Source organism: Sphingomonas sp. (genome assembly GCF_029239295.1).
Taxonomy (GTDB): Bacteria; Pseudomonadota; Alphaproteobacteria; order Sphingomonadales; family Sphingomonadaceae; genus Sphingomonas.
In genome coordinates this window covers 1-21720 of the sequence record NZ_JAQZBC010000006.1, presented here as the reverse complement: position 1 = coordinate 21720, position 21720 = coordinate 1, and the positions used below count along the sequence as shown (strand labels likewise).

Annotated in this window: 18 protein-coding genes; 6 read left to right on the top strand and 12 right to left on the bottom strand. The window is 65.7% G+C overall.

Annotation, left to right across the window (positions count from 1 at the left end):
* Positions 1 to 134: 134 nt before the first annotated feature.
* The 3 genes from K0S66_RS07275 to K0S66_RS07265 form a co-directional block, all read right to left on the bottom strand.
* Positions 135 to 1190 carry a ribonucleotide-diphosphate reductase subunit beta gene (locus K0S66_RS07275; RefSeq protein WP_301074691.1) on the bottom strand — a complete coding sequence of 352 codons (1056 nt, stop codon included), beginning with the start codon at positions 1188 to 1190 and terminating at the stop codon, positions 135 to 137.
* 64 nt (positions 1191 to 1254) lie between these two features.
* The gene (locus K0S66_RS07270) at positions 1255 to 1455 is read right to left on the bottom strand and encodes a hypothetical protein (RefSeq protein WP_301074690.1); all 201 of its coding nucleotides are present in this window, start codon (positions 1453 to 1455) and stop codon (positions 1255 to 1257) included.
* Positions 1452 to 1736 (bottom strand): hypothetical protein, encoded by a 285-nt coding sequence (locus K0S66_RS07265; protein ID WP_301074929.1) that lies wholly within the window; start codon positions 1734 to 1736, stop codon positions 1452 to 1454. Before K0S66_RS07265 ends, K0S66_RS07270 begins: the two co-directional genes overlap by 4 nt.
* Positions 1737 to 1921: 185 nt before the next feature.
* Here K0S66_RS07265 and K0S66_RS07260 point away from each other — a divergent pair, with 185 nt between their 5' ends.
* Positions 1922 to 2173, top strand: coding sequence for a DUF2171 domain-containing protein (locus tag K0S66_RS07260; RefSeq protein WP_301074689.1), 252 nt, complete (start codon positions 1922 to 1924; stop codon positions 2171 to 2173).
* A gap of 1407 nt (positions 2174 to 3580) precedes the next feature.
* The gene (locus tag K0S66_RS07255; protein WP_301074688.1) at positions 3581 to 3793 is read left to right on the top strand and encodes a DUF2945 domain-containing protein; all 213 of its coding nucleotides are present in this window, start codon (positions 3581 to 3583) and stop codon (positions 3791 to 3793) included.
* 64 nt (positions 3794 to 3857) lie between these two features.
* Here the strand turns inward: K0S66_RS07255 and K0S66_RS07250 are convergent, their stop codons facing one another.
* The gene (locus K0S66_RS07250) at positions 3858 to 5180 is read right to left on the bottom strand and encodes a YihY/virulence factor BrkB family protein (protein ID WP_301074687.1); all 1323 of its coding nucleotides are present in this window, start codon (positions 5178 to 5180) and stop codon (positions 3858 to 3860) included.
* Positions 5181 to 5503: 323 nt separating this feature from the next.
* On the opposite strand from K0S66_RS07250, the gene K0S66_RS07245 reads away from it, so the two are divergent.
* On the top strand, positions 5504 to 6706 hold the full coding sequence (locus tag K0S66_RS07245) for an MFS transporter (RefSeq protein WP_301074928.1): 1203 nt from the start codon (positions 5504 to 5506) through the stop codon (positions 6704 to 6706).
* Positions 6707 to 6736: 30 nt separating this feature from the next.
* On the opposite strand, the gene K0S66_RS07240 is transcribed toward K0S66_RS07245, so the two are convergent.
* A complete protein-coding gene (locus K0S66_RS07240) occupies positions 6737 to 9892 on the bottom strand; it encodes a TRCF domain-containing protein (RefSeq protein ID WP_301074685.1) in 3156 nt (1051 codons plus the stop codon).
* Between the two features lie 238 nt (positions 9893 to 10130).
* Here K0S66_RS07240 and K0S66_RS07235 point away from each other — a divergent pair, with 238 nt between their 5' ends.
* The gene (locus K0S66_RS07235) at positions 10131 to 10472 is read left to right on the top strand and encodes an SWIB/MDM2 domain-containing protein (protein ID WP_366520790.1); all 342 of its coding nucleotides are present in this window, start codon (positions 10131 to 10133) and stop codon (positions 10470 to 10472) included.
* Positions 10473 to 10527: 55 nt separating this feature from the next.
* Here the strand turns inward: K0S66_RS07235 and K0S66_RS07230 are convergent, their stop codons facing one another.
* The 6 genes from K0S66_RS07230 to K0S66_RS07205 all read right to left on the bottom strand — a co-directional run bounded on the left by K0S66_RS07230 (position 10528) and on the right by K0S66_RS07205 (position 17490).
* Positions 10528 to 13443 carry a PAS domain-containing protein gene (locus K0S66_RS07230; RefSeq protein WP_301074684.1) on the bottom strand — a complete coding sequence of 972 codons (2916 nt, stop codon included), beginning with the start codon at positions 13441 to 13443 and terminating at the stop codon, positions 10528 to 10530.
* Between the two features lie 142 nt (positions 13444 to 13585).
* Positions 13586 to 14053 (bottom strand): OsmC family protein, encoded by a 468-nt coding sequence (locus tag K0S66_RS07225; protein WP_301074683.1) that lies wholly within the window; start codon positions 14051 to 14053, stop codon positions 13586 to 13588.
* A 96-nt stretch (positions 14054 to 14149) separates the two neighbouring features.
* Positions 14150 to 14470 (bottom strand): quaternary ammonium compound efflux SMR transporter SugE, encoded by a 321-nt coding sequence (gene sugE / locus K0S66_RS07220; RefSeq protein ID WP_301074682.1) that lies wholly within the window; start codon positions 14468 to 14470, stop codon positions 14150 to 14152.
* A gap of 155 nt (positions 14471 to 14625) precedes the next feature.
* On the bottom strand, positions 14626 to 15270 hold the full coding sequence (locus K0S66_RS07215) for a TetR family transcriptional regulator (RefSeq protein WP_301074681.1): 645 nt from the start codon (positions 15268 to 15270) through the stop codon (positions 14626 to 14628).
* Positions 15271 to 15300: 30 nt separating this feature from the next.
* Entirely contained in the window at positions 15301 to 16464 is a 1164-nt protein-coding gene (locus K0S66_RS07210; protein WP_301074680.1) for a CoA transferase, read from the bottom strand.
* A gap of 126 nt (positions 16465 to 16590) precedes the next feature.
* Entirely contained in the window at positions 16591 to 17490 is a 900-nt protein-coding gene (locus tag K0S66_RS07205) for an SDR family oxidoreductase (RefSeq protein ID WP_301074679.1), read from the bottom strand.
* Positions 17491 to 17644: 154 nt separating this feature from the next.
* Between K0S66_RS07205 and K0S66_RS07200 the strand changes: the two genes are divergently transcribed.
* A complete protein-coding gene (locus K0S66_RS07200; protein WP_301074678.1) occupies positions 17645 to 19153 on the top strand; it encodes a class I adenylate-forming enzyme family protein in 1509 nt (502 codons plus the stop codon).
* Positions 19154 to 19204: 51 nt separating this feature from the next.
* Here the strand turns inward: K0S66_RS07200 and K0S66_RS07195 are convergent, their stop codons facing one another.
* Complete coding sequence (locus tag K0S66_RS07195) at positions 19205 to 20854, bottom strand: peptidase S10 (RefSeq protein WP_301074677.1); 1650 nt, start codon at positions 20852 to 20854, stop codon at positions 19205 to 19207.
* A gap of 200 nt (positions 20855 to 21054) precedes the next feature.
* Here K0S66_RS07195 and K0S66_RS07190 point away from each other — a divergent pair.
* A partial coding sequence (locus tag K0S66_RS07190) for a manganese catalase family protein (RefSeq protein WP_301074676.1) occupies positions 21055 to 21720 on the top strand: 666 nt, incomplete at its 3' end.

Below are 21720 nucleotides of genomic sequence, written 5' to 3'. Positions count from 1 at the left end.
GACATAGCACAGGACCGGCAGCCCGCAAGATCGTTACATCTGTAACTAGCCGCCAAGGCCAGCAACGAAGGCGGGCGGAAGTGCCGCCCGCCTGATCACTCAGCCTCCGCGCCTGCAGTGCCGATCAACTGCTTTCATTCAGCAGCGACGCCGGCGCGCGAAAACATGTCGCCTTCGAGGATCGGATCCTCATTGGCCGCGGGCACCGTCTTCACCTTCTGCCGCTTGTCGAACGAATCCCAGACGTCGCTCCACTGGCCCTTGGTCGCTGCCTTTGAATATTCGGTCGCGCGCGTTTCGAAGAAGTTCGCATGCTCCACGCCGTTGAGCAGCGGGGTGAGCCAAGGGATCGGATGCTCGTCGATCATGTAGATCGGCTTCAACCCCAGCTGCCCCAGCCGCCAATCGGCAATGTAGCGAATGTACTTCTTGATGTCCTTTGGCGTCATGCCGTTCACCGGGCCCATTTCGAACGCGAGATCGATGAACGCATCCTCCAGCCGGATCGTCGTCTGGCACTGATCGGCAATGTCGTCCTTCACCGCCTTGGTCAGGCAGTTGCGTTCCGCCACAAAGGCGTGGAACAGCTTGATGATGCCTTCGCAGTGCAGGCTTTCGTCACGCACCGACCAGCTGACGATCTGTCCCATGCCCTTCATCTTGTTGAAGCGCGGGAAGTTCATCAGCATCGCGAAGCTGGCGAACAGCTGCACACCTTCCGTGAATCCGCCGAACATCGCGAGCGTACGGGCGATGTCCTCGTCATTGTCGACGCCGAACTGCTGCAGATAGTCGTGCTTGTCCTTAAGTTCGGCGTACTGGAGGAAGGCGCCGTATTCGCTTTCCGGCATGCCGATCGTATCGAGCAGGTGGCTGTACGCCGCGATATGCACCGTCTCCATGTTGCTGAACGCGGTCAGCATCATCTTGACTTCGGTCGGCTTGAACACGCGGCCGTACTTTTCGTGGTAGCAATCCTGCACCTCGACGTCGGCCTGCGTGAAGAAGCGGAAGATCTGCGTCAGCAGATTGCGCTCGTGATCGGTGAGCTTCTGCGCCCAGTCACGGCAATCCTCGCCGAGCGGCACTTCCTCCGGCAACCAGTGGAGCTGCTGCTGACGCTTCCAATATTCGAAGGCCCAAGGGTATTCGAACGGCTTGTACTGCTTGGAGGCTTGGAGGAGGGACATGGGTTACTCCGACCGGAACGGGTGAAAGTTCATAAAGATTGCGCGTGTGACGAACAGATGGGGCTTATGCCTCCATGCTCCACTGCCACATGGCGGTGGCGCTCATCGCGAGGACGGCGCCGCCGGCGAGGGCCATGATGCCGACCATGCGGAAGGCATAGACCTGACCGGCGGTGCGCGGACGGGCCAGCGCGACCAGCAAGGCCGCGCCGACGATCGCCAGCGCAATCGCCACCGCATACATGACAAGCACCTGCCAGGTCATCGCCGCACCCGGCGCGTGACATAGACGGTGCGCGTACTGCGTGCGCCGACGCCCAGGAATACGATCCCGACAAAGTAGCCGAAATCATACCAGCCGCCATTGTTGGGCACAGCATAGATGGCGACATCGGGCATGAACAGGCTGAGCAGCCAGGCCACGGGAAAAATGAAGCCGTGCCACAGCCCGAGCAGGAAGCCCGGCGTATCGGGCGTGTGAGCCACCGCGGACGATACCTGCGTGGCGCAGCCGGCCAGCAGAACGGCAAGGCCCAGCGCAGCAATCGGCGTCCGCCACGATGCCCATGCAGAGGAAGGTCGCGCGCCAGCCGCCGTCAGCGAACGCGAGTTTCGGAAGGATGCCGTCGGACGAGCGGCAGGCGATGCACGACGCCTCATGCCGCCATCCGATCAATGCATCCAAAGCGCCGATGTGTCGTTGTGTTGCCGAGCCCAGCAGGAGATCCACGATGCATGATCACAGCAACATCAAGGAACACATGAAGGTCATCGGCGCCGACGGCGTCCATGTCGGGACGGTCGACCATGTCGATGGCGAGCGGATCAAGCTGACCAAGCAGGACAGCCCGGCGACCGAAGACGGGCAGGGCGCCAAGCATCACTACCTGCCGGCGGGCCTGGTGGCGTCGATTGAAGGCGACACGGTGCGCTTGTCGGCGACGGCGCAGAACGCGGTCGACATGTTCGAAGAAGCGGAATGACGCTGCCCCCGCGCTTCGGCGCGGGACAGACCGGGCATTGATGCCGGTCGCGATAAAGGGGGCGGTTCCGGGATGCCGGAGGCGCCCCTTTTGATCATCATGGCCCGTCGTGGGCCGCGCTGCGACGCGTTGCATAGCTGCCCTCCGGCCCATGATTTGATCCATTCGCCGTACGCCTCTTGCCGAACCGGTACCGCGACTCTCATGATCCGGTAGCACACCCCGAACCGAAGCGACTTGATACCGCCATTCGCCTGTGAGTGCCACGGCAAAATGCAATATCTTGTGAGGTGATCGTCAGGTCGGCCCCACATGTAGACAAGTCGATCAAGTACCCCGCACCATGCGTTTGGCCGTATCGATTCGCGCTGTTCATCATATGTTCCGCGGATCGCTGTCCCGAGTCAATCGCGATTGATCGTGTTCGTCGCAGTCGAGATGGCCGACCTTCAACACATTTGGTTCGCGCGAACCGCGATGCTGCGCCAGCCGCCCACTTCTGCTGCGAGATGCCCTCGGCGGGGCGCGTGCGAGCCGCTGGTGGTTCGCAGCCGCGCGCGATGGTCGTGCGGCCGCGGCAGGCGCAGGGACCGCGACGCTCGCTGCGGCGCACCTGTCAGTCGTGTACGGCGGCGAGCGTCACATCGTATCCGCGAGCGTTGCGAAGGGGATCGTCGATGCGGTCGCCACGTGTGCAAGGAGGCTGCAGCCAGCAATCGATCATATGCGCTGATCGCGCGGCCGGCAGAATTCGGGCCGTTCGGTCGCTCGCCGCCGTTAGAGCGCAGCGGCGGGTACCGGCGGGCTGCCGGAAAGCGGGGACGAGAGAGACATTGATGATGCCGGCTACTGGGCTGACGGCCTGTCAGAGGCGAAACGCCTCGACGCGATATGGCCGGCTGCGAGTGCAACGAAGGGCGGCGGCGATTCGGTCGCTCACAGCGCAGTCTGGAAGCGCCGGGCGAGCGTGGGCCCAAGCGGCGCAACAACAAGGCCGGCATCCGAGCCGGCTATCAGTGGAGTAGGCTGGATTACGGCGGACGACGTTGCCACCTGACCAGCTGCAATCCCCGCGAGGGCTGCCGATGGATCGGCGATTTGCAGCGTGCGTGGAGTGGGGTGCAGCCGCTGTGCCTAGGCCGGAACTGGCGGCGATCCTGGGGCGGCTCCAATGCCGCGGCGAGCGGAGCGCAATCCGGGCAGGTCGCCGAATTCAGTGTGTGTTCGGCCGGGGCCTTATGCCGGCGCGATCCTCACAAAAGGCGAGGACCCGCGATCGGAGGACTGGCGCGAACAGACCGGCTCGTCGCGCCCGGCAGCTCGCGGCATGGCTGACGGGAAGCGAAGCGGACGGGAGAATGAGCGGCGGCGGCGCGTTTGGCGATCATCACTGCCAAGGAGCGGCGCATGACCGAGAAGACCTTCAAGTCGGGCGATCACGTGAAATGGGACACGCCACAGGGCGAGACACAGGGAAAGGTCGTGCGCAAAGAGACATCGACCGCGAAGGTGGGCGGACACGTCGCGAAGGCGACCAAGGACGACCCGCAATATCGCGTGAAGAGCGACAAGTCCGGCAAGGAGGCGATCCACAAGCCGGCTGAGTTGCGCAAGGGCTAAGCCAAGCGCACCGGCGGATCGGCGATCGACACCGTCCCGTCGCTGACTGCGGCACCGGCGCTGGTCAGCGACGGTCCGGCGCCCCGCGGCGGTCACGCTTCGCCTTTGCGGGACGCGCGCTCGTGAGCCAGCGCAGCCCGCCCGATGTGGCGAGCAGGGTGGCGCCCAGCACCGCCTTGTCACGGCGCCCGATCAGCGCGAGGCCGCAGGTCGCGAGCGCTGTCGGCAACAGCCCGGCCTTTCCAATGCGCGTGAGGCGCAGGGCGCGATCCGTTCCATTCGCTGCCAACAGGGCCTCGCGCATGCGCGGTCCGGTCGCCTCTCCGGCCGCGGCACGCTGCGGGGAAGCTGACGATGGTGGCGGCGCCGGCGGCTGCGCCGCACCGAGCGCAGGCGCGGACTGTGCCTCGGGACCCTCGACCACCGTATCGGCGGCGAAGGCGCCGCGGCTGCCGATCGGTTGCTCCGCGCCCGTGGTCGTATCCCGCGCCGTCTGGCGTTCCAGCTCACAATTGAACTCGGCGCCGAGCAGCAGGACATAGGCGGACAGATACAGCCACGTCAGTGTCACCACCGCCGCGCCGAGCGACCCATAGGTCGCGTCATAGCTGCCGAAATTGGCAACATAGATCCCGAAGCCGAAGGTCATGATCACCCATGACAAGGCCGCAAGCGCCGACCCCGGGGTGAGCCAGACCCAGCGGGCGTGGCTGCGGTTCGGCGCGAAACGGTACAGGCTGGCAGCGGCGGCGGCGCCGACGGCAGCCATCAACAGATAGGACAGGATCCGACCCGTGATCGCGACGAAGCCGGGCGCGTTGGGGAACAGCGCCTCGAACCCTGCCATCGCCGTGATCGAGAAGATCGCGAGTATCGTCACCAGAACGGCACAGGCGGTAATCCCCAGCGCCACCAGGTTGAGGCGGATGAAACTGCGCGTCTCATCCTCGTCGTAAGCGACGTTGAGCGCGGTGATGATCGCTGTGGCGCCCTTCATCGCGCCGTAGAAGGCGACGCCGAGCGCGAGGATCAGGCCGAAGCCTTTCTTGCCATCGGAGGTGCTGACGATGTTGGCGAGTTGCTCACCCACCAGCCGGGCGGCGTCTTCGGGCATCACGGAGGTGAGCGAGCGGACGTTCTGGATCACCGTCTCCGGCGTCGCGATCAGACCATAACTGAGGACGACCGCCGCCAGCATCGGCACCATCGCGAGGATCGCGCAAAAGGCGACGCCGGAAGCGATCAGGCTGATATTGTCCTGCCCGGCCTCCTTCCAGCTGCGCAGCGCGACGTCCTTCCAGCCGCCAGCCGGTATCGCCCAGGGGCGGGTCGCCTCATGCCCCGCGCCGGATCCTGTCCGTTGCCCCTCGATCGTCGTTTGCGCCATCTGTCCCGTCCCTGTGTGCCAGACGAACAGGTCGGGCCGCGACGCGTTCCACGCGGAGCATCAAATTGGGCAACGTATGCGTGGAGGGTCGCTACGGGCAGGCCGTTGATTTTGCAGCGCAGCAGCACGATAAAAGGGCCGACGCACAACGCTGCGCCGCCGCGGCAATGAACCGCGGCCATCAGTCCATCACCGGAGAACAGCATGTCGCCGACGCCGCGATGCGGACGCCGTTCGATGCCGATCCGCTCTGTCATTACCTTCTGGATGCGACATGGCGGCTGTTTCGCGACATCATCCGATCAAGCGGCGCGCGGCTGACCATGGACCAAAGCGTGTCTGCATCCAGCGACCGTCCCGTCAACGTGCCGATGGCGCTGCTGGCGCTGGCGACGGGCGGCTTTGCCATCGGGACGACAGAGTTCGCGTCGATGAGCCTCCTGCCGCAACTGGCCGGCGGGCTGGGGATCGACGAGCCGACGGCCGGCCATGTCATCAGCACCTATGCACTGGGGGTCGTCGTGGGTGCGCCGCTGCTGGCGGTGCTCGGCGCGCGGATGACGCGGCGCACGTTGCTGATCGCGCTGATGGCCTTTTTCGCGCTCGCCAACGGGCTGTCGGCACTGGCGCCGGATCTTGGCTGGATGCTGGTGTTCCGCTTTCTCAGCGGGCTGCCGCATGGCGCCTTCTTCGGGGTGGGGGCGCTGGTCGCCGCGGGCATGGTGCCGCACGAGCGACGCAGCCAGGCGATTTCGCGCATGATGCTGGGCCTGACGATCGCGACCGTGGCGGGCGTGCCATTCGCCAATGTTGTCGGACGAGCGCTTGGCTGGCGGTGGGGCTTCGGGATCGTCGCCATCCTGGCGGTGGCGACGGCGCTGATGCTGTTGTTCTTCGCGCCGCGCACCCCGCCTGATCGTACGGCCAATCCGATGCGCGAGCTGAGCGCGCTGGGCAACGGGCGGGTGTGGCTAACGCTGGCAACGGGGGCGATCGGCTTTGGCGGGTTGTTCTGCGTCTACACCTATCTGGCCTCCACCATGACGGCGGTGACGGGCGCGCCGGGGCTGATCCCGGTGGCGCTGGCGCTGTTCGGGGTGGGCATGACGCTGGGCACGATCCTGTGCGCCTGGGGCGCCGACCGGGCGCTGATGACCACCGCCGGGCTGACGCTGGCGTTCAGTGCGGTGACCCTGTCGCTTTACCCGCTGGCGGCGCAGCAGAGCTGGTCGATCCTGGGGATCGTGATGCTGATCGGCATGGGCGGCGGGCTGGGCAGCGTGCTCCAGACGCGGCTGATGGACGTCGCGGGCGAGGCGCAGATGCTGGCCGCCGCGCTCAACCACAGTGCGTTCAACGTCGCCAATGCGCTGGGGCCCTGGGTGGGCGGCATGGCGATCAGCGCCGGATTGGGATGGACCTCCACCGGATGGGTCGGGATGGCGCTGGCGCTGGGCGGGCTGGCGATCTGGGCAGTATCGCTGTGGGTCGATCGGCGGCGGCCGGGCAGCGTGGCGGCCGCCTGATCGACTGACCGTGGGCTCGCGCGGCGCTGATCAGGCGAGGAGCGCGCCCAATCGCTCGAGCCGTGCCGCCGGATCCTCCAGCGGCTCCTTCAGCAACAGGCGCCCGTCCTTTTCCACGAGCCCCGCGATCTGAGCCACGGTGTCCGGCGCATCACTGCGCGGGGTGAGCGCAATGGCGGCGGGGCCAGCGTCGATCCGGGCGATACAGAGCGCGCGGGCACGCTCCCGGATGCGCGCGATCGACAGCAGCAGCGCCGCCTCCTCCGGCAACTCACCGAACCGGTCCTCCAGCTCCGCCTCGAAGCCGTCGAGTTCGGCATCGCTGCGCAGCCGGCCGAGGCGGGCGTAGAGCGAGATGCGCAGGTCTTCCTCCGGGATCCACTCTGCCGGCAGCCGGCCGTCAATGCCGAGGCGAAGGTCGGGCGTCCAACGCTCCACCGTCTCGCCGCGCGCGGTGCGCAGCGCATCCTCGAGCAACTGCTGGTACAACTCGACCCCGATCAGCCGCATGTGGCCGGCCTGGGTATCGCCAAGCAGATCGCCGGCGCCACGCATGTCGAGATCGCGCGCGCTGATTGCGAAGCCGGCACCGAGGCGGTCGAACGCTTCCAGTGTACGCAGCCGCTTCAGCGTGCGCGGGGCGATCGCATCATCGGCGTCGGTGAACAGCAGCACCTGCCCGCGGCGGTGGCCGCGACCCACGCGGCCGCGTAGCTGGTGAAGCTGCGACAGGCCGAAGCGATCGGCGTGGATGATCGCCATGGTGTTGGCGCGGGGCACGTCGAGCCCCGCCTCGATGATGTTGGTGGCGAGCAGCACGTCGCCGTCGCCGTGGCCGAAGCGGACCATCGTGTCGTCGATCTCGGCGGCTGGCATCTTGCCGTGGGCTTGCAGGATCTCGAGTTCGGGCACGAGCTTTGCCAGTTTCTCGGCGAGCGGTGCCATGTCGGCGATGCGCGGCACGACGACAAAGCTCTGCCCGCCGCGCGCGCGCTCCCGCAGCAGCGCGGCGCGCAGCGTTTCGGGGGCGAAGGCGGATACCGCGGTGCGGATCGGCTGGCGGCGGGCCGGCGGGGTGGCGATGACCGACAATTGCCGCAGCCCGACCAACGCCGCCTGCAGCGTGCGGGGGATCGGAGTCGCCGACAAAGTGAGCACATGTCCGGCGGACAGCTGCTGCAGCTTGTTCTTGTCGGCAGTGCCGAAGCGCTGTTCCTCATCAATGATGACGAGCGCGAGATCCTTGTACGCGACTCCCTTGCCGGCAACCGCGCCGGTGCCGATCACGACATGGATGCTACCATCGGCAAGCCCCGCCTTCACTCGCCGCTTGTCGGCCTCGCTGGTGAGGCGCGAGAGCCCGGCGACGACGACATCAGTCCCCTCGAAGCGGGCGGTGAAGCTTTCAAGGTGCTGGCGCGCGAGAACGGTGGTGGGGGCGGCGATGGCGACCTGCTTACCCGACAAGGCGGCGAGCGCGGCCGCGCGCAGCGCGACCTCCGTCTTGCCGAAGCCGACGTCGCCGATCACCAGCCGATCCATCGGGCGGCCGGACGACAGATCGTTGCGCACTGCCTCGATCGCGGTGAGCTGATCAGCGGTTTCCGAATAGGGGAAGCCGGCGGCGAACCGCTCATAGGCGGCGACCGGCGGGTCGAGCACCGGTGCGGTGCGGGTCGCCCGCTCCTCCGCCAGCGCGGTCAGTCCGCGCGCAGTCTCGGCGATGGCCGCCGCAATCGCACCGCGGCGATCGTGCCAGCTTTTCCCGTCCAGCGTATCGAGCGTGACGGCATCATCCTCCGCGCCATAGCGCCAGAGGCGATCGGCCTCAGCAACGGGCACGAGGCGCACCGCGTCCTTGGCGTAGATCAGCTTGATCGTGTCTCCCCCGATGCCCTCTGCATCAGGCAGCGCCTCAATCCCGTCGACAACGCCGATGCCGTGATCCTCGTGGATGACCGTATCGCCGACACGGATCTCCGCCGTCTGGACGAGTGACAGGTCGACCCGATGAGGGCTGCCGTCCTCCCGCTCGGCCCGGCTGCCGATGAGGTCGGCGGCCGCGATCGCGAAAATACTGTCACGGCGGAAGCCGCGGTCGGCGGGACCGACGAGCGTCAGGAGGCTGCCCGGCGCGGTGTCCCTGACCGCCGACCAATTCTCCGCCACCTCCGCCTTCGTTTTCAGCCGCTGTTCGATCCTGCGCGTGAGGAACCGCACGTCGCGCTCGCCGCCCAGCAGGACCACGCGCTCGCCATTGTCGATCGTAGCCTTTGCTTCCCGCGCGAACGCCGCGAGCGGGGCGCGTTGTTCCACGAAGCGGGTGGGGGGATCCCCCTCGCGCGCCAGCGAAGCGGTACTGCGTGACCCCAGCGCCTTTTGCCAGGCGGCGTCCGCGATCATGTCGACCGGCGCGCGGCGGCTGCCGCGGCGCGCGGTATCGGCACTGAGCAGGAGCAGGCGGCGACGGCGCTCGTCCGCCGCGGTGGTAACGGCAACTACGGCACCGGGGACATGATCGAGCAACGTCGATCGATCGCCATCTAGCGCCGGCTCCATGACCCGGCCAAGTTCATGGTGTTCGAGCGCGTCGGTGCTGCGCTGGTCCGCCGGATCGTAGCCGCGGATTCCGGTGATGAGCCCGTCCGCCACTTCGATTCGAAGCGGCAGATCGCTGTCGGCCGGGAAGACATCGAGCACCTGGCCACGCAGCGCAACTTCGCCCGGCTCATCGACCCGCTCGTCGGCGTCGTACCCGAGCGACAGCAGTTCGTCGTGCAGCTGCGCGAGGTCGCACGGCTGGCCGACGGCGACCGAGGGCGGTTCGGAATCGAAGGCGGCCGGCGACGGGTAGGCGCGGGCGAGCGCCTCCCCCGAGGTGATCAGTGCGACGCGGCCAGCCTCCTTCGCGTCCAGCGCGCGACGCACGGCACGAAGCGCCGATACGCGCTGACCCACATTGGCGGGGGAGGCGGGTGCATTGTCGCCCGGCAACGCGTCGCTGCCGGGGCAAAACAGGACGGTGGCGGAGGGGACCAGCGCGGCCACCATCCGGGTGAGCGCAAGCGCCCGCGTTTCGTCAGCGACTGCGACGATGACGTTGTCGGTGGCAAGAAGCTCCGCAACGGCCGCACTTGTCTCAGCGATGCTCAGCGTGGGAGCGGGCATGTCGGCGCGCGGCGTCATGACGGCAATTTCCGCTTCGGATAGGGGGCGCATGTGGGGTGATTGCATCCGCTGTAATGAAGATCACCGAACGGGCGGCGCCCTGCGGCGTTCCCATGGTTTCCTGCGATGCGGGCAGCCGGATGGCCGCGCCGCCGCCGCGACCGGACGCAGCCGAGGGAACCATGCCGCGCGACGGGGCTTAAGGACGATGGTCGCCGCCGGCCGGTGCGCGGTCAGTGGCAGAGGAGAGAGCAACATGGCCCGTACGGCGGAAAAGCGCGGCAAGGACGAAACCAAGGCAGCCGAGAAGAAGGTGAAGTCGACCGGCAAGGCGGCTGGCGGCGCGCGTGGCGGCATCACCGCGCCGGTGACGCCGTCGGACGAGCTGGCCGAGATCGTCGGCAAGAACGACCTGCCCCGCAGCGAAGTGGTGAGCAAGGTCTGGGAATATATCAAGAAGCACGATCTGCAGGACGCCAAGGACCGGCGGCAGATCAACGGCGACGAAAAGCTGGAGAAGATCTTCGGCAAGAAGTCGGTCAGCATGTTCGAAATGAACAAGCATCTGAGCCGGCATCTGTCCGCCAAGAAGGATTGATCGCGCGAGCGCCGATGGGTGGGAAGGTCGCCTTCCTACCCGTCGGCCGCAAGTATCAGTCCATGATCTCGCGGATGCGCGCGGCGAGCGAGTCCATTGCGAATGGCTTCGTCACCAACGCCATGTTGGGGGCAAGCTGACCGCTGCCGATCACGGCATTTTCGGCATATCCAGTGATGAAAAGCACCTTGAGCGCTGGCCGCAGGCTGAGCGCGGCGTCGGCGATCTGCCGGCCGTTCATGCCGCCGGGCAGCCCAACATCGGTGATCAGCAAGTCGATGCCAGCATGGGTCTGGATGATCCGCATCGCGCTCTGCCCGTCGAACGCCTCCATCACATCATAGCCGAGATCCTCGGCCACCTCGACGACCAGCATCCGAACGGTCGGCTCGTCATCGACGACCAGGATGCAGCCGGCGTCGGTGGGGGCATCCTGTTCCAGGATCGAAGATCCGGTGCCGGCCTCCGCCTCGACATCCGGTGCCTCCATATGGCGGGGGAGGTAGATGCACATGGTGGTCCCGGCACCCAGATGGGTGTCGATCCGCACATGACCGCCCGATTGGCGCGCGAAGCCGTAGATCATCGACAGGCCGAGGCCCGTCCCCTCGCCGATCGGCTTGGTGGTGAAGAAGGGATCGAATGCGCGCGACACCACGTCCGGCGCCATGCCGGTTCCGGTGTCGGTCACCGATACCGAGACATATTCGCCAGGTGCCAGATCACGCTCGCGCGCCTCGCGCTCATCAAGCGTGCAATTGGCGGTTTCGATGGTGATCCGCCCGCCATCAGGCATCGCGTCGCGGGCGTTGATGCACAGGTTAATGATGGCGTTTTCAAGCTGGTTGGGATCGACCAGCGTGGTCCATAGCCCGGCCTTCCCGACCGTCTCCACCTCGACATGGGGACCGACGGTGCGCCGGATCAGTTCCTCCACGTCGAAGATCAGGCGATTGACGTCGGTCGGCCGGGGATCGAGCGTCTGTCGGCGCGAGAAGGCGAGCAAGCGGTGGGTCAGCGCGGCGGCGCGGCGGACTGCCCCCTGCGCCGCGACCGAATATTTCTCCAATTCGGTGACGCGGCCCTGCGCGATGCGGAGCTGCATCATTTCCAGCGCGCCGGAGATTCCCGTCAGCAGATTGTTGAAATCGTGCGCCAAGCCGCCGGTCAGTTGGCCCACCGCCTCCATCTTCTGAGATTGCCGTAACGCTTCCTCGGCGCGATCGCGCTCGGCCGTGGTTTCCTCGATCTCATGGACCAGCCGTTCGTGTTCCTGCTCCAGCAGGCGCTCGGTCGCCTTGCGCGTGGTCACGTCCAGCAGCGCACCGACCATGCGTATTGGCGTGCCGTCGGCGTCACGGATCAGATAGCCGCGATCGAGCACGTCGGCATAGCTGGCGTCGTAGCGGCGGAAACGATATTCGTCGGACCAGTCGGTCGCATCGCTGTCGATCACCAGGTGGATGCTGGCATACACGCGCGAGCGGTCGTCGGGGTGGATGTTGTCAAGCCACCAGTGGCTCGTCTGCTCGGCTTCGCTCGGCGGATGACCATAGACGGCAAAAAGGGCTTCGTTCCAGGTCACGCGATCGGTGCGAAGATCCCAGTCCCAGATCGCATCGTTCGTCGCGCGGCTCGCCAGGCGCAGGCGTTCGCTGACCTCGCGCAGCGCGGCGGTCGCCTCCCGGTCCTTGGTGACGTCCTGCACCGTGCCGATCAGGCGTGATGCAGCGCCATTGTCGAAGAAGGCGAGGCCATGCGCGCTGACGTAGCGCAAGGCGCCGTCCTCAATGCCGATCGTGCGATATTCCGCGTCAAAGCGGCCTGGCCCGGCGGGATCGAGCGCGGCGGCGACCGCGGCGTTGGCCGACTCGCGATCGTCGGGATGGAGGCCGGCAAGGAACGACCCTTCATAGCTGACGGGGACACCGGGAGAGAGGCCGAAGAGCGCACGGCAGCGATCGTCCCATGTCAGCCGTCCTTCGCGCGGGCGGTAATCATACCGGCCGAGATCGGCGGCGGCAGCGGCGGCCTCCAATTCCTCCCGGCTGCGTTCGAGTGCGCGCTCGGTTTCCTTGCGCCCGGTCAGGTCGGAGAACAGCACCGCGACATGATGCAGCTCCGGCGCATCGATGCGATAGGCATTGACCATGAACCAGCGGCCGTCGAGCCCCGTCGCCGGAAGCTCCACCTGTTCCGGGATGCCGGTTTTCGCCACGCGCCCGTAAAGGTCGAACCAATGCTGCTCATGACCGGGCGCGATCTCGCGCATCCAGCGGCCCGGTGCATCGGTGATCCCGCTCTGGGCGGCGAAGGCGTCGTTCACCTCGAGGAAGAGATAGTCGGTCGGGCGGCCATCCTCCGCGAAGCTGACCTTGATGATGCAAAAGCCGATGTCGATCGAATTGAACAGTTCGCGGTAGCGTTGCTCACCGGTGCGAAGCTGTGCCTGCGCGCTGGCGCGATCAAAGGCTTCGCGGGCGCGGAAGGCGACGTCCTGAACCAGCGTGATCTCCTGCGCACTCCAGGTGCGGGGCGAGGCTTCGTGCACGTAGAGCAGGGCATCGAGGCTGCCGTTCCGCAGCAGCGGATAGACGATCATGGATCGGGTTTCGCCGTCGGGCGCTTGCCCTCGGGCCGGGGCGGCGAGGGTGGTGTCCTCGATCACCAGTGCCTCACCCCGGCACAGCGCCGCGAACCCCTCGGCGCCCGCGACGTCGTGTACGTGGGTTTTGCCCAATAGGGCGGGCATACCGTGGCACTGCTCGGCCTCGACCTGCAGCGCCGCGCCGTCCGGGGCGACCGAGGCGAAGCCGCAGCGTCCCGCGCCCAGCTTCTGCGCCAGCGCGGCGGTTGCCCTCGCGGCGATCTGCGCCGGGTCGTTCTGATCTTGCAGTTGATCCAGCAGCCCCAGCTGGAATGTCTGGCGGTCGAGCAACTGCTCTCGGCTAAGCTCTTCTGATCGCGACATTCGGCATTGGCCTATCGATGAACCAGCAGCGATACATGCTTTGTTCCGGGAAAAGCAATCGGGGGACACCGGTGGCAGCCGTGATGAAAATGTCGCAGATTTCTGCCCGCGACGGGCCCGATCTGGCCGTGGCGAGGAGTGATCAGCCCAGCGTGATGACGGGCGCGTGATCGACGGGGAAGTTCACCGAGCGGGCGATGAAGCACATCGCATGCGCCTGTTCATGCAACGCGGCCGCCAGGGAAGGGTCGGAGTCCGCGGCGATGGTGACCGAAGGGCGCAGGGTGACCGCGCTGAACTGGCCCGCGCCGCCCGGCTCCTCCTCCATCACGCCCTCCGCGGCATCGTGATAGGAGAGCACGACCACGCCGGCCTGCGCACAAAGGCCTAGATACCAAAGCTTGTGGCAGGCGGAGAGCGAGGCGAGCAGCAGTTCTTCCGGGTTCCAGCGCGCCGGGTCGCCGCGAAAAGCCGGGTCGGACGATCCCTCGATCGCCGGCTTGCCGGGCGCGCTGATACGATGATCGCGGTGATAGCCGGCCATCGTCCGGGTGCCGTTGCCAAGGTTGCCGGTCCATTCGACGTCAACCGCGTAGCGATGAACCTTCATGTGGAGCCTCCCGCGCGTGGCGCGCCGATCCGCAGAGAGGATGGCGTACGGCACCCGCACGATCAAGCATGTCCGGGAAGCGGTTGAGGCTCAGGCTCAGGCGGGGGAGGAGAGCTTCATCAGCACGAGGCCACCGACGATCATCGCCGCCGCCATGATCCGCATCGGATTGGCTTGTTCGCCGAGCAGGAGAACGCCGGCGACAAAGGCGCCGACCGCGCCGATCCCGGTCCAGATCGAATAAGCGGTACCAAGCGGCAGCGTACGCATCGAAAGCGACAGCAACCCGAAGCTGACGAACATCGTCGCAAAGGTGATCAGCGTCGGCTGCAATTTGGTGAAGCCGTCCGATTGCTTCATGAAGAAGCTCCAGACCACTTCAAGAATACCGGCAATAACAAGATAAACCCACGCCACAGCAGCCTCCATTCTGGACTGCCGGGCCGTCCCGGACTTGACACCCATGGCGGGGCGGGAACGTGGTCGCCGCGGCGCGGCGTCTATCGCCCCGTCGCCGCATGGTCAAATCGCGGGTACCGGCAGCAGCCGGCGACCCGCGATTGTTGTGAGGATCAGGCGCGAAGGCCGTTCAGGATTACGTCGAGCACTGCCGACGGGAAATCATGGGCAAACGCCTCATCGCTCAGCTTCCCGTCCATGATCTCTGCAAAGGCCACGCGGGACGAAAAGAGATATTGGCAGGCGCCAACGATGATGAAGTACAATTTGTCCGGATCGATCGGGCGGAACTGGCCCGCCGCGATCCCTTCCTCGATGATGCGGCGCTGCGCATCGATCAGCGGGATCACGAAATTGGCCTTGATCTGATCCGAGCCCTCCGACCGAGATTCTCGGAGCAGGTGGTTCAGCAGGCCGACCAGATAGGGATAGCGGCTGTAGGTCCGCACGATCCCGGCGATGTGAATCTTCAGCTTCGCCAACGGATCGATCGCCATGGCGTTCAACCCGTCGAGTTGGGCCAGCGAGCGCGAGGTGTCGCGTTCCACCAGCGCCACCAGCAGGCCTTCCTTGCTGCCGAAGTAATATTTGACCAACGGCGCGGTGACCCCCGCGCGCCGCGCAATGGCGTGTAGCGAAACCTCCGGCGTGCCCAGTTCGATCATCAGGTCGCTGGCGGCCTGTAGCAACACCTCCCGCGCCGGTCCTTCGCTCCGCCCGTTATTTGCCCCCGGGCTACCTTCGACCGCCTTCGCCATTCTGTCCCCTTATTTCGGCCTTTACGGCCGTCATGCCGCCGTTTTGGCGGTCTCGATACCGAGTTCTTCCCGGATTGCGTTGCCATCGGCATCCAGCGCAGGCGCAAGCCGCGCGGCGGGGCGATGAGCCTCAAAATCGATCGGCGTCGCGGGCAGGCGGATGTCACCCTGCGGACCTGCGACATCGACATAACAGCCTGCGGCGAGCGCCTGCGGATCGCGCGTTGCCTGCGCCACGCTCTGCACCGGACCGAAGATCACCTTTTCCGCCTCCAGCGCGACCTGAACCTCTGGCCAGGTCATGGCGCCGAACGCCTCGTCCAGAATGCCGACCAGCGCCGGACCATTGCTGCGCCGGTCACGTACCCCGGTGAACCGGCTGTCCTCCAGCAGTTCGGGACGGCCGACTGCGCGGGCGATGCGCGGCCAATCGCCGGAGCCCTGGCGCGGCACCATGACGAACCATTGGCCATCCACGGTCTTGAAGAAATTGTTGAGCGGATTGACCGCCTCTGGCCGGGCCTTGGTCGAGGCGAGCTTGTTCATCTGAAGCTGGATGGCGTGCTCGCTCGACGCGGCATAGATGCCCATGCGCAGCAGCGAGGTTTCAAGCTTTTGCCCCTCGCCGGTCTGCGCGCGGTGGAACAATGCGCCCATGATACCAGCGACGAGGCCCATGGCCGCCATGTGATCGCCGATGCCGGTCCGCAATTGCGCCGGATCGCCGTTCTTCACCGTGGTGAGCGAGCACAGGCCCGAGCGCGCCCAGAAGGCGGTGATGTCGAAGCCCGGCTTGTCTGCCTCAGCGCCTTCGCTGCCATAGCCAGTAAAATTGGCGAAGATCAGATCGGGCTTGATCGCCTTCAGCTGTTCCCAGCCGATGCCGAGCCGTTCCAGGCTGGCTGGGCGGGTGTTGGTGACAAACACGTCAGCCGTCGCGACCAGCCGTCGAAGCACCTCGGCATCATCAGCGTCCGTGAGATCGAGGGCGATCGATCGCTTGCCCCGATTGTCGTTGTCGAACACCCGGTTTTCGGTGTTTTCAAGGCCAATCGAGCCGAAGAACTGACGGAACGGGTCGCCGGCAGGTGGCTCCACCTTGATGACCTCTGCGCCCCAGTCGGACAGGATCCCGCACGCGCCCGGCGCCGCGACATAGCTGGCCAGTTCGACCACCCGGATGCCCTGCAACATGATTCCCACTCCCGTCCTTCGCGCGGCTTCCGCCGTTCGCTTGTGCACCACTTAACGTGCTGATTTCCGATTGTTCAAGCGAAGCCTGAACACAGGCGTAAAACTTGTCGTGCGTATGGACGCAGATCAGGCGGTACGGGCCGCCTTATCCTTTGCCGTCGTCGCGCGGATCGAATCGCGCGCCGCTGCCCATTGGTCATCGCTCCACGACCGCATGGAAGAGAAATTTCCGCCGGTCGCGAGATAACGCGCGCCGTCGATCGCGATGGTCTGGCCGCTGACATATTCAGCCTGCGGCGACATGAGGAAGGCGGCCAGATTGGCGAGTTCGGGCATCCGCCCGACGCGGCCCATCGGATAATCGGTCGTGTCGCGGAACGCCTGATCTCCGTCGGTTGGGCGGAGGCGTGCGGACATGCCCTCGGTCGGAAAGGTGCCCGGCGCGATACAGTTCAGCCGGATGCCGCGATCGGCCCATTCCACCGCCAGGCTCTGCGACATCACGTTGACGCCGGCTTTCGACATGGCGCTGGGCACGGTGAAGGCCGAACCGTTCCAAACCCAGGTCGCTAGGATCGAGAGGACGGAGGCGGAGACGCCCTGATCGATCCAGCGCTTGCCGCACGCCAGCGTCATCGCGAACGAGCCACGGAACACGATGGAGGAAATCGCGTCGAAGCCGCGCATCGACAGGTCTTCGGTACGGCTGACGAAGTTGCCCGCCGCATTGTTGACGAGGCCGGTGAGCGCGCCGCCGTTGTTCCAGATGCGGTCCAGCGTATCCTCGATAGCGGCTTCGTCGCGAATGTCGCAGGCGAGGCCAACCATCTTGCCGCCATGCGCGGTCATCAGTTCGTCGGCCGTTTCGTCGAGCACGCTGCCGCGCCGACCACAGATGAACACTTCCGCGCCCAGGATCAGGAACGCCTCGGCCATAACCTTGCCAAGGCCAGTGCCGCCGCCCGTGACCAGGATGCGGTGCCCCTGAAGCAGATTGTCGCGGAACATCAGATCGTCGCGAGTCATCGTCTCTCTCCCAACATCGGTGCGGCCCGTTTCCCTGGCGATCCGCTCCCTTGCCAAATCTTCTTTATGAACGTTAAAACGCCGGCCGCGGAGCCGCAAGCCGAAAAGCACCTGCGGTTTTACCGAATGGAAAAAACGGCGAGAGGAAGTTGCGGTGAGCGACGAACACGTGTCCACCCTGTCGAGTGCGATTGCCCGGCGCGCGGCAGAGGCGCCTGACCATGTCCTGCTGATCACTGACGAGGCGCAGGTCAGCTATGGCGAGATGGACCGACAAGGAGCGCGCATTGCCGCGGCGCTACGGCGATCGGGCCTTGGCGCTGGTGATACAATCGCGGTGCTGGCGGCGAACCGGCTCAGCTATCTGGCGCTGATGGTGGGCGCGGCGCGGGCGGGCATCGTGCTGGCCGCCATTCCGGTCTCCGCCGAGGCGGCAGCCAAGCAGTCGATGATCCGCGATTCGGGTGCGGCCTTGCTCTTCGCAGACGAGAGCCTGCCGTTCGCCGTCGGCGCCCGCGTAATTATGCTGGACGAGGAATTCGAGCACTGGCTCACCGACGGTGCGACGGGCGATGCGACGCCGGTTGCGGTGGATGGCGATGCAGCCATGACGATCATCTATTCCTCCGGCACGACAGGCACCCCCAAGGGGATCGTCCAGCCGTTCCGATACCGCGCACGCATGCTGGAGAGCGGCGGGGCGCGGGGCTATAGCGCCGATGCGGTCACGCTGCTGGCGACGCCGTTATATTCCAACACCACGCTGTCGGCATTGGTGCAGACGATCGGCGCTGGCGGCACGATCGTGCTGATGGCGAAGTTCGATGCGAGGCGCTGGCTGGCGTTGGCAGAACAGCATCAGACCACCCACGCGATGCTGGTGCCGGTGATGTGCGCGCGGCTGCTGGCCCATCCGGATTTCGACAGCACGGACCTCAGTGCCTTTCGGGTGAAATATTGCACCTCCGCGCCGTTCGCGCCGGCGATGAAACGCGAGATGCTGGATCGCTGGCCGGGCGGCCTGGTCGAATATTATGGCATGACAGAGGGTGGCGCGAGCTTCGTCCTGTTCGCGCATGAGCATCCCGACAAGCTGCACACGGTGGGTCGGATCGCGCCGGGCGGCGGCGAAGTGCGGCTGCTGGACGACGATGATCGCGACGTGCCGCCGGGTGAGCAGGGGGAGATCGTCACGCGGTCAGGCGGCATGATGATCGGCTACCACAACCGCCCCGACGAGACCGCCGAGAGCCGCTGGATCGCGCCCGATGGCGGGGTGTGGCAGCGCACCGGTGACATCGGCCGGATCGATGCCGATGGGTTCCTGACGATCCTCGACCGCAAGAAGGACATGATCATTTCTGGCGGGTTCAACATCTACCCGTCCGACATCGAGGCGGTCGTGGCAGCGCATCCCGCGGTGACAGAAGCGAGCGTAGTGGGCGTACCGAGCGAAACCTGGGGCGAGACGCCGGTCGCGTTCGTCGTGGCGCCGGGCGGCGATGCGGGCGAGATCAGGGAATGGATCAACGCACGGGTGGGCAAGATGCAGCGCGTGGCGGATGTGCACATCGTCGACGCATTGCCCCGGGGGCCGATCGGCAAGGTGCTGAAGCGCGAATTGCGCGACCGTTACGTCGGGGCGCTGAAGGAAGCGGCCTGACGCTGGGCGGAACCCCTCTCCCCGGCGATGGCGAGAGGGGTTCCCGACGGCTCAGTTCGGTGTTTCGCCGCTGACCGTACCGGCCTGCGCCGAGGGCGGTACCGGCGGGGTGGACGACCGTGCGTCACTCACCGCCTCGTCATACCAGCCGGCCAGGTCGCGCTTCATGTCGCGCAGCGCGTCCGGGTTCAGATACGTCATGTGGCCGGCCGGGTAATAAGTGTACTTCAGGTTCGCCTGAAGCGCCGGCTCCAGCATCATGTGGCCAAGATCGTTCTCCGTGCCGAAGAACGGCGTCGCCATGTCGTAATATCCATTGAGCGACAGCACCTTCAGATAGGGGTTGGTGCGCATCGCTCCCGCCAGATCGATCGCGGTGTTGGGATTGTTCTGGCTGCCATAGCCGCCGCCCGGTGCCTTATGCGCCCAGTTCCATTTGAACCCGGCGCCATCGCGCGCCGACAGGCGGTAGGGCAGGTCGGTCTTGTAGCCGAGCGTCGAGTGCACATAGTCCTGGAACGAGGCGATATAGGCGCCGGACACCGCGTCCGACGAAGCATCCGTTTCCGGCCGCTCGCCCACCGCATCGGTGTCGATGCCGAGATAGCGCGAGTCGAACCGGCCAACGGTGCGGTTGGAGCCGCGCAGCAGCTCCTTCTGGAAGCGGGCGAGATCAACGCGCAGATTGGCGCGCTTGATGAAATCGGTGCTGAGGCCGGTCAGCTGGCTCATCTGCTCGGCGACCTGATCGCGTTCCTGCGGCGAGATCAGCTGCCCCTTGGCGAGCGCGGCCATGTACGGGCCGGTTGCGAACGCACGGGCCTGCGCCACCACGGTCGCGACGTCGGCGGGGCGGTTCTGAATGCGGTTATGGTACCAGGCGGTAGCCGCGTAGCTGGGCAGGTAGTTGATATACACCTGATCGAGGCCCGGCTGGCGGTAGCCGTAGTTCATGATCGAACTGAGCAGCATCACGCCGTTCAGCGCCATGCCGCGGTCCTGCAGCTGATAGGCCAGTGCACCCGCGCGCAGCGTGCCGTAGCTTTCGCCCAGAATGAACTTGGGGCTCATCCAGCGGCCATATTTGGTCACGTAGCGCATGATGGCGCGCGCAAAGACGTCGACATCCTCGTCAACGCCATAGAAGTCGCCCGGCTTCGCATCGCCGAGCGGGCGCGAATAGCCCGAACCGATCGCATCCAGGAAGACGAGGTCGGTCTTGTCGAGTAGCGAATCCGGGTTGGGGCCAACGTCATACGGCGCCGGACGGACGAATTCGGGGCTGGTGGTACGGATGCGGATCGGCGCGAACGATCCCATGCGCAGCCAGAAAGAGGGCGAGCCAGGGCCGCCGTTGAACAGGAAGGTGATCGGCCGTTTCGTGCCGGGCTTCGTCCCGTCCAGCGTATAGGCGGTGTAGAACATCGAGGCGGTAGGCTTCCCCTCGTTGTCGCGCGTGGTGAGCGTGCCGGCCGAGGCGATGTAATTGTAGCGTTTGCCATTGATCGTGACGCTGTCGCGCGTGCGCGTCTCGGCTTCTTCGACTGGCGCCTTGGCCCAGTTCGCTTCAGCCTCCGCCTTCACCACTTCCGCGTAAGGGCGGGCGGGTGGCTGTTTGGCGTCGGATTTTTCCTGTGCGGCGAGGGGAGTGGAGGAGAGGGCGGAAGTGGCAATGAGCGCGAGAAGGAAGTGCTTGGTCACGAACAACTCTTCTTGTGGAATACGCCACCTCCATTGACCCATCTTCAGGTGCGCGCAAGGCCGGCATCGCGTTGGGAAAGGGATGCCAAAGGATCGGAATAGATGATGCGGAATGTTTCCGGCGAAGGGAACGGTTGAGCGCCTGGTTCGCTCTGGCAGGACGAAAAATGCCTTAGTTTGCCGGAGTTTAATCTATGTTTATGCATAACAAGCGCCTGCAATACACCGTGCGCGTGGCCGAGCCCAATCCGCGCCTTGCAACCTTGATGATGGAACAGTTCGGCGGCGCCGATGGCGAGCTGGCCGCGGCGATGCGTTACTTCACGCAGGGGCTGGCCGAGGACGATCCCGGTCGCAAGGACATGCTGCTCGACATTGCGACCGAGGAACTGAGCCACCTCGAGATCATCGGATCGATCGTCGCCATGCTGACGAAGGGCGTGAAGGCGCAGTTGGCCGAAGGAACGATGAAGGAAGCCGAGCTGTACCAGCTGGTCGGCTCCACGGGGACAAGCGCCAAGGAATCGATCCTGTTCGGCGGCGGGCCGGCGCTGTGCGATTCTGCCGGCGTGCCATGGACGGCAGCCTATGTGGATTCGCGCGGTGAGCCGACGGTCGACCTGCGATCGAACATCGCGGCCGAGGCGCGCGCCAAGATCGTCTATGAGCGGCTGATCAACATCACCGACGATCCCGGCATCAAGGATGCGCTAGGCTTCCTGATGACGCGCGAGGTGGCGCACCAGAAATCGTTCGAGAAGGCGCTCTACGCGATCGAGAACAACTTCCCGTCGGGCAAGCTGCCGGGCGTGGAGAAATATGCCAACATGTACGTCAACACCTCGCAGGGCGAAGGCGACACCACG